The sequence below is a fragment of the Microbulbifer sp. YPW16 genome, from assembly GCF_021290385.1.
Taxonomy (GTDB): domain Bacteria; phylum Pseudomonadota; class Gammaproteobacteria; order Pseudomonadales; family Cellvibrionaceae; genus Microbulbifer; species Microbulbifer zhoushanensis.
Map to the genome: position 1 here is coordinate 1133805 of NZ_CP089928.1, position 16056 is coordinate 1149860.

Sequence of the window (16056 nt, forward strand, 5' to 3'; positions counted from 1 at the left end):
AAGTCAGCTGTCGCCACCGGGCTCCAGGGCAAGCACTTCAATCTTCCCTTCCCCCGAGTAGCGCCAGCGCAGGTCAAAGCCACACAATTTCATTCCGTAGATGCGATCCGGTTCCGGTTTCTGGTAAGCCGGTTTGGGATCCTGCGCCAGCACCTGCCGAATCAGCAGTGGCAGGTCGGTACCCCAGCAATCCCGGTAATCACTGGCTACCTGGAGAACCTCCCGGGGAATATCCACCGTCACCGGAGCGGGGGCATCACCGGCAAAGGCGCTCTGCGCCTCTACCAGTACATCGGCATAGGGAATGTAGGGTTTGATATCCAGTATCGGGGTACCGTCCACCAGGTCGGCACCGCCGACGATCAACTCCACTTTCGGCGAGGTACGCACTTCCAGCAGCCGCACCACCGACAGGCCGATATTATTCGGGCGAAACGGCGAGCGAGTGGCGAGTACACCGAGTTTTTTGTTGCCCCCCAGGCGCGGCGGGCGCACCTTGGTCGACCATTGCCCGGCGGCCTGGTGGAACTGGAATACCACCCAGATATGGGTATTATCCTCCAGCCCTGCCACGGCATCGGGAGTGTTTAAGGGCGGCAACAGCTCGATGGCCGCACGGCTGGCATCAGCGAGCAGGGGCTGGCGTGGCACACCGAATTTCTCGCCGAAACAGGAGTGGACAGTGGCGATGGGATTGAGCTGGATGGACGCGTCGATTGCGGTATTCCCTTGCAGTCGGCTACCGTCGGCTCCCCTGCCCCATCCGCACGGATTGAATCCACCCGCGGAACAGGGACAGGGGAATGCCTGGATGATTACTGGTCAATGCCGCCCATGCACAGGTACTTGATCTCGATATAGTCATCAATACCGTACTTGGAGCCCTCGCGGCCCATGCCGGACTCCTTGACGCCACCGAAGGGGGCCATCTCGTTGGAGATAATCCCCTCATTGATGCCTACCATGCCGTATTCAAGCCCTTCACTGACACGCCAGATGCGGCCGATGTCGCGGGAGTAGAAGTAGGAGGCGAGGCCGAACTCGGTGTCATTGGCAAGCTTGATGGCCTCCTCCTCGGTGGAGAACTTGAACAGTGGTGCCACCGGGCCGAAGATCTCCTCCTTGAAAAGCTTCATCTCGTCATTGGCGCCCGTAAGCACGGTGGGCGCATAGAAGCAGGCACCCATTTCGCTGGGCCCGCCCTCGACGACCGCCTGGGCGCCCTTGGCAGTGGCATCCTCCACCAGCGCCTGGACATCCTTGACTGCCTTGGGATTGATCATCGGGCCGACATCAACGCCCTCTTCCGCTCCATCCCCCATTTTCAGGGCCTGCACGGCGGCGGCAAATTTTTCCGCAAAGGCATCATAAACGCCTTCCTGCACGAAAATACGGTTGGCACAGACGCAGGTCTGGCCGGCATTGCGGTACTTGCAGATGATCGCACCCTTGACCGCGGCATCCAGGTCGGCGTCGTCAAAAACGATAAACGGCGCGTTGCCGCCCAGCTCCATGGATGTCTTCTTGATGGTCTCGGCGCACTGCGCCTGCAATTTCTTGCCTACTGCCGTGGAGCCGGTGAAGGTGAACTTGCGCACCAGCGGGTTGGACGTCATCTCCGCGCCGATTTCCCGCGAGCTCTTGCCCACTACCACGTTGAATACACCCGCGGGTACCCCGGCCTCTTCCGCCAGCACCGCCAGCGCGAGGGCAGAGAGGGGGGTCTCCGAAGCGGGCTTGGCCACGAACGGGCAGCCCGCGGCCAGCGCCGGGGCCATCTTGCGGGCGATCATGGCGCTGGGGAAGTTCCATGGGGTGACCGAAGCAGTGACACCGACTGATTGCTTGATCACCACGATTCGCTTGTCGTTGGCAGGTGGCGCGATTACGTCGCCATAGATCCGCTTGGCCTCCTCGGAGAACCACTCCAGGTAGTTGGCTCCATAAATGACTTCGGTACGGGCCTCAGCCAGGGGCTTGCCCTGTTCGGTGGTGAGGATCTTTGCCAGGTCGTCCGCGTTATCCACAATCAGGTCGTACCAGCGGCGCAGGACCTTTGCCCGCTCCTTGACCGTGGTATCGCGCCATGAGGGCCAGGCATCACTGGCAGCCTCGATGGCCCGGCGGGTTTCTGCGGCGCCGCAATCGGCGATGCTGGCGACAACCTCGCCGTTGGCCGGGTTGGTGACGTCGAGGGTCGAGCCGGAATCCGCATCGATCCACTCGCCGCCCACAAAGGACTTCTTGCGCAACAGTGCGGGGTTCTTCAGGTCCAGCATGGTGTTCTCCTTATCGATTGCCCTATCCGTATCTAAACCTGCGGCCGGCGGGCGTTATTTCAACTGCATTGCGGCCACCCTGCGATGGCCTATTTCTTCTTTTTCACAAACTTCATCAGGCGGCGCTTCTTGGCTTTCTGGCGATCGGTCAGCTTGTTCTTCTTGCCGGCGTAGGGATTATCGCCGGTGCGGAACTCGATCTTGACCGGAGTACCGTGCAGGTCCAGTGCCTTGCGGAAAGTCTTCTCAAGGTAGCGCACATAGTGTGACGGTACATGCTCGGTCTGGTTGCCGTGAATCACGATCACTGGTGGGTTCTGCCCGCCTGCGTGGGCATAGCGTAACTTGATGCGATGGCCGTGCACCAGCGGGGGTTGGTGCTCACTAACAGCCCACTGCAGGATTCGTGTCAGGTGATTGGTGGACAGCTTGTCCGTGGCGGACTGGTAGGCGGCCTCGATGGACTCGTAGAGGTGACCCACACCAGTGCCGTGCAGTGCAGAAATAAAATGGATGTCGGCAAAGTCCACAAAACGCAGGCGCCGCTCCAGTTCCGTCTTGATAAAGTCGCGATGCTCCGGTTCCAGCCCGTCCCACTTGTTCAGTGCCACAACCAAGGCCCGCCCGGCCTGGATCACGCTGCCCATCAGGTGCAGGTCCTGGTCCACCAGTCCCTCGCGGGCATCCACCACCAGTACCACTACGTTGGCATCTTCCACTGCCTGCAGGGTCTTGACGATCGAGAACTTCTCCACCGATTCGCGGATATTCTTGCGCCGGCGGATACCGGCGGTGTCGATCAGGGTGTAGGGCCGGTCGTCACGCTCGTAATTGATATAAACACTGTCGCGGGTGGTGCCGGGCTGGTCGTAGACCACCACCCGGTCCTCACCCAGCAGGCGATTGACCAGGGTCGACTTGCCCACGTTCGGGCGGCCCACAATGGCAATCTTGATCCCCTTCGCCTCGTCTTCCTCCTCCGGCGCTTCCTGCTCGGGCAGCCCCTCGACCACGCGCTCCATCAGGCTGCGCACACCGCGGCCATGGGTGGCGGTGGTAGGGAAGAGCTCACCGATCCCCAGCTCGTAGAACGGCGCCAGGGCGATATCCGGATTGACGCCATCGACCTTGTTGGCCACCAGCAGGGTGGGCTTGGATCGCGTACGCAGCTGTTCCGCAATCATTTCGTCCGCGGGTGTCAGCCCGGCCCGGCAGTCCACCAGGAACAGCACGAAGTCCGCTTCCTCGATGGCCTGCATGGACTGCTCTGCCATTGCCGCATCGATGCCCTCCTCATCACCGCTGATACCGCCGGTGTCGACCAGGATCATCTTGTGGCCATCGAACTCCGCCTCACCGTACTTGCGATCGCGCGTCAGGCCGGCGTAGTTCGCCACCAGGGCATCGCGGCTCTTGGTGAGCCGATTGAAAAGGGTGGATTTGCCCACATTGGGGCGCCCGACCAGGGCAATTACTGGCAGCATACTGATTCCGGCTTCAGCCTGATATGAAAATGCAAACGCCCGCGGGACGCGGGCGAGGATCGGTTCGCCCGCATGCAGGCGTGTTCAAAACCCGGGGCAGAGACCGGGCGGACCCGGCCAGAACTCCCCCGGCGATTAGCGGCGCTCGAGACGCAGGGCCACCAGCTCGCCGCCATCGGAGAGGGCGAAAAGGAGGTCACCATCCACCAGCAACGGGATGCGCACGGCGTCACCGTCAATTTCTTCGCGCCCGATCAGCTCACCGCTGGTGGGTTCCAGCACATGGAGGTAGCCCTCCAGGTCACCGACCACCACCGTGTCGCCGAAATACGCTGGTCCACTCAGCTCGCGTCGCAGCAGCTTGTCATTGCCCCAGGCAATCTGCCCATTGCCCACATTGTAGGCGTAGACACTGCCGGAGGCATCGCTCAAGTATACATTGCCCGCCCCGACGTCGACGCTGTGGTGGGTGGAGGCATCGCGCGCCCAGAGACCGCGGCCGTCCTGGCGCGACAGGGCCACAACCCGCCCCTGGTAACTGGCGGCGAATACCAGGTCGCCGCGAACCAGCGGCGAACCATCGATGTCCACTACCCGGTCCAGTTCCGCGGAGCCCTGCGGGATCGCTACCCGCTGCTCCCAGCGGGGAATACCGTCACGGGCATCCAGGGCGATCATCTTGCCGTTGTCCAGGCCGGCATAGACCAGGCCGCCGGAGATGACCGGGGCTGCGGTGCCACGCAACGTCAGCACCGGCAGGGAGGTACTGTGCTGCCAGATCTCATCACCACTGCCAGCATCGAGGCCATACAGTTTGCCATCCACAGTCTGCAGCACCACCGCACCGGAGCCAACCGCTGGCGCGGCCACTACTTCCCCGGAAAGCTGGCGCTCCCAGAGGGCCGAGCCGTCATTGAGGTTCAGGGCCACAACGCGGCCGCGGTAGTCGGAGACCACCGCCAGGCCCAGGCCCACACCCACGCCGCCGCTCAGCGGGACATCGAGGTCGGCCTCCCACAGGCGGTCGCCCGTCTCGCGGGTGAACGCGCTCACTTCACCGTCACTGCTGGCTGCAACGATGCGGCCGTCGCCGATGGCGGGCTTCAGCATTGCATAGCGCTTGACGTCGATATCGCCAATATTGCGGGACCAGACCTCGCGCAGCTCCACCGTTTCATTGATCTCGGTGAGTTCCAGCGGATCGGTGTCCTCTTTCTCTTCATTGGAGGCGCAGGCGGCCAGGGTAGCGGCCAGCGCCACCGCTGCTGCGCGGTTCAGTGCGCGGGAAAGGTGTCTCATTGCTCGTCACTCTCCTGTGCCGGCTGGGTGTCAGTCGCTTCCGGTGCAGCTGCGTCATCTTCCGCGGTCTCCGCGGGGGCCGCGGCGCCAATGCTGTCGGCCTTGAGGCGTAGCAACTGGGCGCTGCTCGCCTGCTCCGGCAACAGCTGGGCCAGGGCCGACTCATAGGCGGCTTTGGCACCCGCTTCGTCGCCCTGCTGGAGCAGGATGTCACCGCGGGTCTCGGCATAGAGTGCAGCGAAAGCCTCGGGCACCTTGCCCTCCAGCAGCTTCATGGCCTCATCCGGTGTGCCACGGGCAGCCTTGACCGCTGCCAGGCGGCGCTTGGCGACCAGTTCCAGCGAAGTGTCCGGGGTGTTGTCGAGGACCCACTGCAGCTGCTTTTCCGCCGCTTCCAGGTCATTGCCCTGGGCCGCGATGGCAGCCAGGTGCAGTGCCGCCTGGGAGGCATAGATACGGTTGCCGAATTCGTCCTGCAGCTGGCGACCCAGGCTCCTGGCCGTGGTCAGCTGCTTGTTGTCCGGGTTGCCGTCATTGGCTGTGGCAGCCTGCAGGAAGCTCTGGTAGAGGTTGGAAGCTTCCTCGGCAGTGGTGCGCTCATTGCTCTGCCAGAACTGGTAACCGAAGTAACCCGCCAGGGCCAGCACCACGCCGGTGACAATGCCCTTGCCGTTCTCTGCCCACCAGCGTTTCAGCGATTCTATTTGTTCTTCTTCGGTAATATGGTCAGCCATCGGGTAACTCGTCTTTCCTGTGATTGTTAGGGTCTTCCTGCAGGAGTGGCCCCGGGGCCTTCCTGCTAAATTCTGCCTGGTTCGTTCACTCAGCCCTGCAGCACGGACGCCAGTTCAGCAACCGGTACCGTCTGCTGTGGCTCCTCCGCGCGCAGGAACTTCACCGTCACCTGCCCTGCCGCGGCCTCGTCCTCACCGATGATCAGGGCAAAATCCGCATTGCTGCGATCCGCCTTTTTCATCTGGCTCTTGAAGCTGCCACCGCCGCAGTGGGTCTGCAGGCGCAACCACGGGAGGCTGTCACGCACCTGCTCTGCCGCCGCCAGGGCGGCCGATTGTACATCACCCACCGCAACCAGGTACGCATCCACCTGTTGCGCCAGGGCATCGGGCAGGGCCTCCAGCGTCTGCAGCAACAGCACCAGGCGCTCGACGCCCAGGCCAAAGCCAATCGCCGGGGTGGGCTTGCCACCCATCTGCTCCACGAGCCCATCGTAACGGCCGCCGGCACAGACGGTGCCCTGGGCCCCGAGGCTGTCGGTCACCCACTCGAACACGGTCTTGCCGTAGTAGTCCAGCCCCCGCACCAGCTTCGGGTTGACCTCATAGGTCACGCCGGCAGCATCGAGCATGGCCCGCAGGCTGTCAAAATGCGCCGCGGATTCCTCGTCAAGGAAGTCCAGTAGACACGGCGCGCCTGCCAGCAGTTCCTGCGTCTGGGCGTTCTTGCTGTCCAGGATACGCAGGGGATTGCGCTCCAGGCGGCGCAGGCTGTCTTCATCGAGCTGGTCGCGGTGGCGGCCCAGGTAGGCCACCAGGGCCTCGCGATAGGCGGCACGGCTATCGCTGTTACCCAGCGAATTCAGCTGCAGCGTCACCTGGTCGGCGACTCCCAGCTGGCGCCACAGGCGCGCTGTCATGATCAGGATCTCGGCATCGATATCCGGTCCCTCGATGCCAAACACCTCCACGCCAAACTGGTGGAACTGCCGCAGGCGGCCCTTCTGCGGACGCTCATAGCGGAACATGGGGCCGAAATACCACAGGCGCTGGGGCGTGGTCAGCAGGTTGTTCTGGATTGCCGCGCGAACGGTGCCGGCGGTGCCCTCCGGGCGCAGGGTTACGCTGTCCCCGCTCTTGTCGTCAAAGGTGTACATTTCCTTCTCGACAATGTCGGTGGCCTCACCCACCGCGCGGCTGAACAGCTGGGTCACTTCCAGCAATGGCGTGCGGATTTCGCTGTAGCCGTAACGGCCGAACAGCTCACTCAGGGTTGATTCCACGTACTGCCAGGTGGGCGAATCCACCGGCAAAAGGTCGTTCATGCCGCGAATTGCGCGAAGCTGTTTCAACGGTATTCCTTAACTGGTTATCTCGGGTTTGTCTTTCCTGGCGGCAGGAGCGCACCGTGCCCGTTCCCGCGGGCCAATTGCCGGCCCCTGTCAGGACTTGGCGATGATGTCCGCCTCGCGCGCTTCCTTGGCCGCGGCTTTTTCCCGGATCAGGCGCTCCAGGTCATCCACCAGGTTGTCATTCTTGAACTTGCGGTCCGGCTGGCCGTCCACGTAGATGGCATGGCTCGGGGTGCCGCCGGTGAGGCCGATATCCGCCTCCTTGGCCTCGCCCGGCCCGTTGACGATACAGCCGATCACCGCCACGTCCAGCGGTGTGGTGATATCCTCCAGGCGCGTCTCCAGCTCATTCATGGTCTTCACCACGTCGAAATTCTGGCGGGAGCAGCTGGGACAGGCGATAAAGTTGATCCCCTTGGTGCGCAGGCGCAGGCTCTTCAGCAGGTCCCAGCCCACCTTGACCTCTTCCACCGGGTCCGCCGCAAGCGAAACCCGCAGGGTATCGCCGATACCGTCCAGCAGCAGCGCCCCCAGGCCGATTGCCGACTTGACCGTGCCGGAGCGCAAGCCACCGGCCTCGGTAATGCCCAGATGCAGGGGCTGCTCAATCTGCTGCGCCAGCTTGCGGTAGGCGGCAGTGGCCATAAAGATATCGGAGGCCTTGACGCTCACCTTGAAATCCTGGAAATCCAGACTGTCGAGGATGTCTACATGGCGCAGCGCGGACTCCACCAGCGCATCGGGGGTCGGCTCGCCGTATTTCTTCTGCAGGTCCTTTTCCAGTGAACCGGCGTTCACACCGATCCGGATCGGGATGTTGAGGTCACGAGCCTTGTCCACCACCGCGCGGATCCGCTTCTCGCGGCCGATATTGCCCGGGTTGATACGCAGGCAGTCCACGCCCAGGTCCGCCACCCGCAGGGCAATGCGGTAGTCGAAGTGGATATCCGCCACCAGCGGCACGCCCACCTGCTTCTTGATCTCACCAAAAGCCTCCGCGGCGTCCATGCTGGGCACGGAGACCCGCACGATATCCGCCCCGGCCTGCTCCAGCCGTTGCACCTGCGCCACTGTGGCATCAACATCACAGGTATCGGTATTGGTCATGCTCTGTACGGATATTGGCGCTCCGCCCCCGACGGGCACATTGCCGACCATGATCTGGCGTGACACGCGGCGGACAATGGATGACTCGAATTGCATAGGGCTGACCTGCCAGTTTCGCAGAGTAAAAAACAGAGGGGGGAATTATAGGGCCTGTTCACGCGAAATTCGATGGCAGCGTCGGGGCGCTCATGTGACCGCAACGCAGTGACCTGGAACAGCGTAGACTCGCCCGGCGTGGACTCACACCGCAAGGCGCAAGCCTGGCGGCTGCGCGTATACGGTGCGTTTGAACTTACTCGCCGACGGTGATCCGGCGGGTGCGGCGGTTGCCCAGCGGATCGCTGTTGACCAGCTCCCCCTGGAAACGGACTTCCGTGGCTGCGGCATTGCCCAGCATCAGTCGGAATGGCGGCTCGCCCCGCAGGTCCACATCAGCCCCGGCAGGCTGCAATTTAGCCATCAGCACGCTGCCGCTGCCATCCTTCACTTCAATCCAGGCTTCCTCGGCAAACTTGAGCTGCAGGCGCGCTTGCGCGGCCGCCGCTTCGACAGCTGCCGTCTCGGCGGCCCGGGCAGCAGGAGTCGGGGCAGTTTCTGCCGCTGGGCCCTCGACTGACGCCGCAGCGGGCGTCGCATCGGCCACTTCTTCCCGCACGGGCTCTGCGGTCGGCTCGGGCATTCCCCCTGCCTGTGACTCTGCAGTCCGGGGATCGGGCCCTGCGGCCAGTCCCGATGGCCCCGCATCACCTTCCACCACTGCCGGCGCAGCCTCATCGACCGCACCGCCCATTGCTTCACCAGCCTCAAGGACCGGCTCATCGACCGCTGTCATATCGGCAGCCGCTTCCGCGCCCGTACCGGCCTTCCCGGCACTCTCCTCTCCGCCAACGGCCGCCCCGGCCGTCGACTGCACATCGGCCACCGGGTCCATGTCGGCGATTTCGGCCGCAGTGTCATCCGCCGGTGCGACCACCGCGGCGGTCTCGGCTGCGGAACTGGACATGCCACCTGACATCATGGCCGGTGGAGTAAAGTCCCGGCCGTTCATCCACCAGAAGACCCCGGCAACAGCGATCAGCGGCAACACTGCCAGGCCTGGCAACCTGCTGCGACCACCGCCCTCCGAAAGGGAATCACGCTGCACATGATCCAGGATCGCCCGGCTCTCCTCTTCCTCACCGTAGTAACCGGCATAGGCCTTCAGGATCGGAGCCTCATCGATCTTCAGCTCTTTGGCGATATTGCGGATATAGCCCTTGACGTAAAGTGCCGCCGGCAGGCGATCGTAATCATCGTTTTCGAGCAGGGAAAGCTTGTCGCCGATAAAGCACATGCGCTCGGAGAGCTCATCGCGCGTGAGACCCGCCTCCTCGCGGGCGCGGCGAATCAGGGTGCCCGGTGTATCACCGGACACCTGCTGGGCGCCACCGGATACCTCGGTGGTGTTATCAGTTTCGGGCTGGTTAACCGTCATTGGCCTTCATCTTCTGGTATTTGAGCGTTTCCGCCGAATAAGGATAGAGGTTCTTCAGGGCAAGGGCGTAACTGCGTTCCTTGTCGCGGTTGCCAAATATCTTTTCCAGGCGGATACCGAGCCACAGGGACTGGGGTATCTGCCGGTTATCCGCACTGTAACGATCCAGGTAGTGCTTTGCCTCTGTATAGGCACCAGCGTCAAACCTGAGTTCCGCCATCTCCAGCAGCGCCTGGGGCAGGTCGTCATTCAGTGCCAGCGCGCGGGTGTAGGCCTTCTCCGCCTCTTCCTCGTGGCCGAGCTTGCGGGCACAGAGGCCCAGGTTTGCCAGGGCGTAGGAGCGACGGCGGTAGGTGAGGTCCTCAGAGGCGATGCGGAATTGCTCCAGGGCCTCCTCATAGCGCTCCTGCTGGTAGAGGAATACACCGTAATTGGTGTGGGCCATGGAGAAGCTGTCGCCGTATCTCAGCGCCTTGCGGAAATGGTCCTCCGCCACCTCCAGTTCCTGATCGGCCTGGTAGAGCAGTGCCAGGCCGTGATGGGCGCGGGGATCGCGGCGCCCCAGTTCCAGGGCCTTGTTGAAGTGATAGCGGGCCAGGTCCCGGTTTTCCCCGGTCTTCAGGTAGCGCAGCCCCAGCTGCACGTGCGTTTCCAGCGCCTTGTCCAGGTTTACCTCACTGCGGTCAGGCAGGCCGGTAGTAACGCAGCCGCTGAGCCAGACACTGAGGATCATCCCCGCCAAAGGCAGGGCAAAGGATTTAGACAACACAACATCACCTGTAGTTTTTATAGTGTTCGCGCCGGGATCCGCCGGTTAGCCGGGCGCAGGAGCCGACAGCTCCCATCAACCCACGATGCGTACGGCCTGCGCAGCGTTGCGATAGCGTTCGGCGCGACGGGTACGGTCGTTTACCGTGCCGGCCAGCTGGCCGCAGGCTGCCGCAATATCGTCGCCACGGGTCGTGCGCACGGTAACGGTAAAGCCTTTGTCGAGCAAAATCTGCTGAAAGCGTCGCAAAGCGTTGTTGCTCACGCGCTGGTAGTCAGACAGCTCAAACGGGTTAAAGGGTATCAGATTTATCTTGACCGGCACATCGCGCAGCAGCTCCGCCAGCTGTTCGGCGTGCTCGGGGCGGTCATTGACCTCCCGCATCAGGGTGTACTCGATGGTCATTTTCCGGTGGGTATCCGGCATCCGCTCGATATAGCGCTTGGCGCTGTCGAGCAGCATGGCGATGGGGTATTTCCTGTTGATGGGGACCAGCTCGTTGCGGAGCTCATCGTTGGGCGCATGGAGGGAAATCGCCAGGCTCACGTCAGTCACGTCTGCCAGCTTATCCAGTGCAGGCACCACGCCGGAGGTACTCAGGGTGACGCGACGCTTGGAGATGCCATAGGCATTGTCCTCCATCATCAGGTTCATTGCGTCCACCACGTTATCGAAGTTGAGCAGCGGTTCACCCATGCCCATCATCACGACGTTGGTCACCTTGCGCGGCCCCCTGGGCTCCAACTGGCCGAAAGACTTACAGGCGATCCAGACCTGGGCGATGATCTCCGCCGCAGTCAGGTCCCGATTGAAGCCCTGCTTGCCCGTGGCGCAGAAGCTGCAGTCCAGTGAGCAACCCACCTGGCTGGACACACACAGGGTGCCACGCTCGCCGTCGGGGATATAAACCGTCTCGATGGCGCTGCCACCATCCACCTTGATCAGCCACTTGCGCGTGCCGTCCGACGAGTCCCACTGCCCCAGCACCTCCGGTGCGCGAATCTCGGCCACCTCGGCCAGTTTCTCGCGCAGGGCCTTGCTGACATTGGTCATCTGGGAAAAGTCATCCACGCCACTCTGGTGAATCCACTTCAGCACCTGCACGGCGCGAAAGCGCTTTTCACCCAGCGACTCGAAGAACGCGGTCAGCTTTTCGACCGATAGGCCGAGCAGATTCACTTTTTCGGTTTGTGCCTGGGTCATGGGTTCACCTCGGGGAGTGGATTGCGCCGGCCCGGACGGGCCGGCGCGAGTGCGGCCTTAGGCGCGCGGGCAGATTTCGTCGTCGGCGAAAAAGTAGCTTACTTCGCGGGCGGCGGACTCGGTGGAGTCGGAGCCGTGCACGGCGTTGGCGTCGATGCTGTTGGCAAAATCCGCACGGATGGTGCCGGCTTCGGCTTCCTTCGGGTTGGTGGCACCCATCAGGTCGCGGTTGGCCAGTACGGCGTTCTCACCTTCCAGTACCTGAACGACAACCGGACCGGAAGTCATGAAGTCCACCAGATCCTTGAAGAAGGGACGCTCCTTGTGCTCGGCGTAGAAGCCCTCGGCCTTTTCGCGGCTCAGGTGCAGCATTTTCATCGCGACAATGCGCAGGCCGGCCTTCTCGAAACGGCTTTCGATTTCGCCGATAACATTCTTTGCTACCGCGTCCGGCTTGATGATGGAAAGAGTGCGCTCCAGGGCCATGTTGTTCTCCAGTTAACAGTGTTTAAAAAGCAAAAAGAGCAACCGCAGCTGCTCTTCCCTGAATTCCTTACAGTCGCGACCGGGCCAGTGGCCGGCCGCCGACGCCGCGAACCGGGGCCCGGCAATGCCGACCCCACCTATCGCGGCGGGCGGATTATACGCGTAACTGCATGAAGTTTGTACTATTTCTATGTGCCAGCGGGGCCGAAACCCGGCCAGGTAGACTGCTCAGTCGGCTTCCTCGATCCAGGCGGCCTGGATGGCCTCGAGGATCTTCTCACCGCAGCGCGCCGGATCGTCATCGAAACCCGGCAGCTCGATTACCCAGTTGCGCAGGTCGACAAAGTTCACCCGCAGGGGGTCCGCTTCCGGGTGGGCCTCGACCAGCTCGATGGCGATGTCATTGATATCCGTCCACTTCATGTGCGCGTCTCCGCTCCTGTATTCAAAGACCGACCTCGGGGTCAGTGCTTCTCAGATACCTGGTTGATAGTGTACTTGGGAATCTCGACCACGAGATCCTCGTCGTCGACGATGGCCTGGCAGGACAGGCGCGACTCGGGCTCCAGGCCCCAGGCCTTGTCCAGCAGGTCCTCTTCCAGCTCGTCCGGCTCACCCAGGGAGTCGAAGCCCTCACGGACAATGACGTGGCAGGTAGTGCAGGCACAGGATTTTTCGCAGGCGTGCTCGATTTCCACACCGTTGGCCAGCGCCGCATCGCAGACACTGACACCACTTTCCACTTCCACCACCTTGCCCTCCGGACAGATCTCCTCGTGGGGCAAAAATACGATTTTCGGCATAGTTGGATAACTCGCTATGGTCTCAATTCCGGGCGGTCTCGCCCGCCCCGCCCGATCGCCGGCTCCTCTTACTGAGAACCGGGTCAAAGGCTGTTATTGATCGAATTCGTCCAGGGTATGGCCCTGCATGGCGCGCCGGATGGAAGCATCCATCCGCCGGGCCGCAAACGGTCCGGAAACCTCGTTGAGGGTCTCGATCCTCCGGCGTATCTCGTCGGCGTCACCACCGTTATGGGCCAGCCGCAGGGCCTCCATGGCCTTCTCCAGTTCGTTCAGCTCACCCTCGTCCAGGAGTTCGGCGCCATTTTCCTGCAGCGCCACCAGCAGCGCCTCCAGGCTGCGCTCTGCCTCGACCCGCGCCTCGCGCACTGCGCGCGCGGCAACATCCTCTTCGGCGTGCTCGTAGGAGTCCTGCAGCATACGGGTGATATCAGCGTCCTCGAGGCCGTATGACGGCTTGACGGTGATATCGGCACTCACGCCACTACTCTTTTCCATCGCCGTAACCGACAGCAGCCCATCCGCATCCACCTGGAAGGTCACCCGGATATGGGCCGCGCCGGCGGTCATGGGAGGGATTCCCCGCAGCTCGAAGCGGGCCAGCGAGCGGCAGTCCTGCACCAGCTCCCGCTCGCCCTGTACCACATGAATCGCCATCGCGGTCTGGCCATCCCGGAAGGTGGTGAACTCCTGCGCCTTGGCCACCGGTATGGTGGTGTTACGGGCAATCAGCTTCTCCGTTAGACCGCCCATGGTCTCGATGCCCAGCGACAACGGAATCACATCCAGCAACAACAGGTCGTCGCCGGACTTGTTGCCCACCAGCACGTCCGCCTGCAGGGCGGCACCGATCGCAACCACCTGGTCCGGGTCGATGTCCGCGTGGGGAGCGCGACCAAAAAATGACTCGACCCGCTCGCGGACCCGCAGGGTACGGGTGGAACCGCCCACCAGCACCACTTCCTGCACGTCCTCGGCTGTCACACCGGCGTCACGCAGGGCGCGCTTGCAAGCGCGCAGGGTCTTGTCGATCATCGGGTCCAGCAGTGCCGCCATTCCCTCGCGATCGAGGGTGCCACGCCAGTCGCCGTACTCCACCTCGACCGCATCCTGTGCGGACAGCGCCTCCTTGGCGGCACAGGCGCGATCGAGCAGTGCCCGCTGGGTCGCCACATCGTGATTGGTCCCCAGTCCGGCCTGCTCTGCAATCCAGCCGGCAATGGCCCGGTCGAAATCGTCGCCGCCCAGGGCGGAGTCGCCGCCGGTGGACAGCACTTCAAACACGCCACGGGACAGGCGCAGGATGGATATATCAAAGGTACCGCCACCCAGGTCGTAGACGGCGATGACGCCCTCCTCTCCCTGGTCCAGGCCGTAGGCAACGGCCGCCGCAGTAGGCTCGTTGAGCAGCCGCAGCACGTGCAGGCCCGCCAGTTGCGCGGCATCCTTGGTGGCCTGTCGCTGGGCGTCGTCAAAATAGGCAGGCACGGTGATCACCGCGCCATCGAGTTCGCCGCCCAGCGCCCCGCTGCCCCGGGATGCCAGCACTTTCAGGATTTCGGCGGAAACCTGTACCGGGTTGACCGGACCGGCAACTGTCTCGATCGATACCATACCGCCCTTGTCCGCCTCATCACTGGACTGGACAAAATGATATGGCAGCTGCTCACCGAAGCTCTTCACGTCCCCGATGCCACGGCCCATAAAGCGTTTGATGGACAGCATGGTGTTGTAGGGGTCGGCACCCGCGCATTGCCGCGCCGCAGAGCCCACCGTAACTGCACCGCCCTCACTGTAGTGGACCGCCGACGGCAGGATGACACTGCCATCCTCACCCTCTATCGCCGCAGCACTGCCACTGCGGACAGTCGCAACCAGCGAGTTGGTGGTACCCAGGTCGATACCCACCGCACGCTTGCGCTGGTGGGGCTCGGGAGTCTGTCCGGGCTCGGATATCTGCAGTAATGCCATCAGCTAACTCGTTCTCGCTATCGGTCACTTCATCTGGTGTGGGCGCCAACCCGGCTTCCAGCCCGGGGAAAAGCATTCCTGCCGGGACAGCCGGCCGAATTGCAGCCGCTCACCAGTCTTCGAATTCTCAGCAATCCGCCGGGATCAGAAATCGCCCAGCAGATCCTCTTCCAGTTCCTCAACCTGATGCTGCAATTTGCGCAGGAACTGCAGCTTGAGCAGGGAGTCTTTCGCCGGTTCCAGCTCGCCATCGGCAAATCGCCGGGCAAAACGCTCCTGCTCCGAGGAGAACAACCGGGAAACCTCGTCTTCCAGCGCATCCAGTGCGGCGGCCGGGTCCGCCTCACTGCGCACCTCCTCGAGGCGCTCGCGCAGCATCATCTGCTGCATCAGGAATTCCGCATCTGCCGTGGTCTGCTCGGGGCTGATCTCTACTCCGGCCAACTCCAGCAGGTAGCCGGCACGGGCAACCGGTTCGCGCAGGGTGTTGTGCGCCTCGTTGATCTGCGCCGCGTACTGCATGGCCAGCATCTGCTCGCGGTCAGAGCGGGCAGCGTACTTGTCCGGGTGGAATTCCCGCTGCAGCTCGCGGTAGCGCTGCGCCAGCGCCTCGCGGTCCACGCTGAACCCCGGTTTCAGGCCAAAAATCTCGAAATAATTGTGTTGCTCACTCATCGAATTTCCGGTTCCCACCCTGTCCTTACAAAAAAGGCCGGCGTGCAGTGACGCACCCGGCCTCCCAACCCGGCCATGCCAGGCTCACACGTGAAAACTTTCGCCGCAACCGCACTCGTTCTTCACATTCGGGTTGGAAAAGGCAAAGCCCTCATTCAACCCTTCCTTGACGAAGTCCAGCTCGGTGCCGTCGAGGTACACCAGGCTTTTGGGATCCACGACCAGCTTTACCCCACCGTGGTCAAAAACCTCATCCTCGGCACTGGCCTCATCCACGAACTCGAGTACGTACTGCATACCCGAGCAGCCGGCAGTCCTGACACCCACGCGGATGCCGATGCCCTTGCCGCGGCTGGCGAGCTGGCGCTCGATGTGCGCCCGGGCCGCCTCTGTCATGGTAATTGCCATAAAATCGCCTTA

General features: G+C 62.7%; 16 protein-coding genes. All 16 read right to left on the reverse strand.

Features of this window, described 5'->3' with window-relative positions; genetic code table 11:
- Window positions 1-3: 3 nt before the first annotated feature.
- The 16 genes from tsaA to iscA all read right to left on the reverse strand — a co-directional run bounded on the left by tsaA (window position 4) and on the right by iscA (window position 16044).
- Window positions 4-816 (reverse strand): tRNA (N6-threonylcarbamoyladenosine(37)-N6)-methyltransferase TrmO, encoded by an 813-nt coding sequence (gene tsaA / locus LVE68_RS04965; RefSeq protein WP_370636819.1) that lies wholly within the window; start codon window positions 814-816, stop codon window positions 4-6.
- The gene (locus LVE68_RS04970) at window positions 816-2279 is read right to left on the reverse strand and encodes an NAD-dependent succinate-semialdehyde dehydrogenase (protein WP_255774727.1); all 1464 of its coding nucleotides are present in this window, start codon (window positions 2277-2279) and stop codon (window positions 816-818) included. Before LVE68_RS04970 ends, tsaA begins: the two co-directional genes overlap by 1 nt.
- A gap of 89 nt (window positions 2280-2368) precedes the next feature.
- Window positions 2369-3763, reverse strand: a complete 1395-nt coding sequence (der, locus tag LVE68_RS04975) for a ribosome biogenesis GTPase Der (protein WP_233005925.1) — start codon at window positions 3761-3763, stop codon at window positions 2369-2371.
- 135 nt (window positions 3764-3898) lie between these two features.
- Window positions 3899-5062, reverse strand: coding sequence for an outer membrane protein assembly factor BamB (gene bamB / locus LVE68_RS04980; RefSeq protein ID WP_233005926.1), 1164 nt, complete (start codon window positions 5060-5062; stop codon window positions 3899-3901).
- Window positions 5059-5796, reverse strand: a complete 738-nt coding sequence (locus tag LVE68_RS04985; protein ID WP_233005927.1) for a YfgM family protein — start codon at window positions 5794-5796, stop codon at window positions 5059-5061. The genes bamB and LVE68_RS04985 overlap by 4 nt, the downstream gene beginning before the upstream one ends.
- An 89-nt stretch (window positions 5797-5885) precedes the next feature.
- Complete coding sequence (gene hisS, locus LVE68_RS04990) at window positions 5886-7148, reverse strand: histidine--tRNA ligase (RefSeq protein ID WP_233005928.1); 1263 nt, start codon at window positions 7146-7148, stop codon at window positions 5886-5888.
- 90 nt (window positions 7149-7238) lie between these two features.
- Complete coding sequence (ispG, locus tag LVE68_RS04995; RefSeq protein WP_233005929.1) at window positions 7239-8351, reverse strand: flavodoxin-dependent (E)-4-hydroxy-3-methylbut-2-enyl-diphosphate synthase; 1113 nt, start codon at window positions 8349-8351, stop codon at window positions 7239-7241.
- A gap of 196 nt (window positions 8352-8547) precedes the next feature.
- Window positions 8548-9729, reverse strand: a complete 1182-nt coding sequence (locus LVE68_RS05000) for a RodZ domain-containing protein (RefSeq protein ID WP_233005930.1) — start codon at window positions 9727-9729, stop codon at window positions 8548-8550.
- On the reverse strand, window positions 9719-10498 hold the full coding sequence (gene pilW, locus LVE68_RS05005) for a type IV pilus biogenesis/stability protein PilW (RefSeq protein WP_233005931.1): 780 nt from the start codon (window positions 10496-10498) through the stop codon (window positions 9719-9721). Before pilW ends, LVE68_RS05000 begins: the two co-directional genes overlap by 11 nt.
- A gap of 75 nt (window positions 10499-10573) precedes the next feature.
- Window positions 10574-11701: a 23S rRNA (adenine(2503)-C(2))-methyltransferase RlmN gene (gene rlmN / locus LVE68_RS05010; RefSeq protein ID WP_233005932.1), complete on the reverse strand. Its 1128-nt coding sequence runs from the start codon at window positions 11699-11701 to the stop codon at window positions 10574-10576.
- Window positions 11702-11758: 57 nt separating this feature from the next.
- Entirely contained in the window at window positions 11759-12187 is a 429-nt protein-coding gene (gene ndk, locus LVE68_RS05015; RefSeq protein ID WP_233005933.1) for a nucleoside-diphosphate kinase, read from the reverse strand.
- Between the two features lie 228 nt (window positions 12188-12415).
- Window positions 12416-12610 (reverse strand): Fe-S cluster assembly protein IscX, encoded by a 195-nt coding sequence (gene iscX, locus LVE68_RS05020; RefSeq protein ID WP_233005934.1) that lies wholly within the window; start codon window positions 12608-12610, stop codon window positions 12416-12418.
- Between the two features lie 41 nt (window positions 12611-12651).
- Window positions 12652-12990: an ISC system 2Fe-2S type ferredoxin gene (gene fdx, locus LVE68_RS05025; protein WP_091509122.1), complete on the reverse strand. Its 339-nt coding sequence runs from the start codon at window positions 12988-12990 to the stop codon at window positions 12652-12654.
- A 93-nt stretch (window positions 12991-13083) separates the two neighbouring features.
- The gene (hscA, locus tag LVE68_RS05030; protein ID WP_233005935.1) at window positions 13084-14961 is read right to left on the reverse strand and encodes a Fe-S protein assembly chaperone HscA; all 1878 of its coding nucleotides are present in this window, start codon (window positions 14959-14961) and stop codon (window positions 13084-13086) included.
- Window positions 14962-15105: 144 nt separating this feature from the next.
- Entirely contained in the window at window positions 15106-15636 is a 531-nt protein-coding gene (hscB, locus tag LVE68_RS05035) for a co-chaperone HscB (protein ID WP_233005936.1), read from the reverse strand.
- A gap of 84 nt (window positions 15637-15720) precedes the next feature.
- On the reverse strand, window positions 15721-16044 hold the full coding sequence (gene iscA / locus LVE68_RS05040; protein WP_233005937.1) for an iron-sulfur cluster assembly protein IscA: 324 nt from the start codon (window positions 16042-16044) through the stop codon (window positions 15721-15723).
- Window positions 16045-16056: the final 12 nt, after the last annotated feature.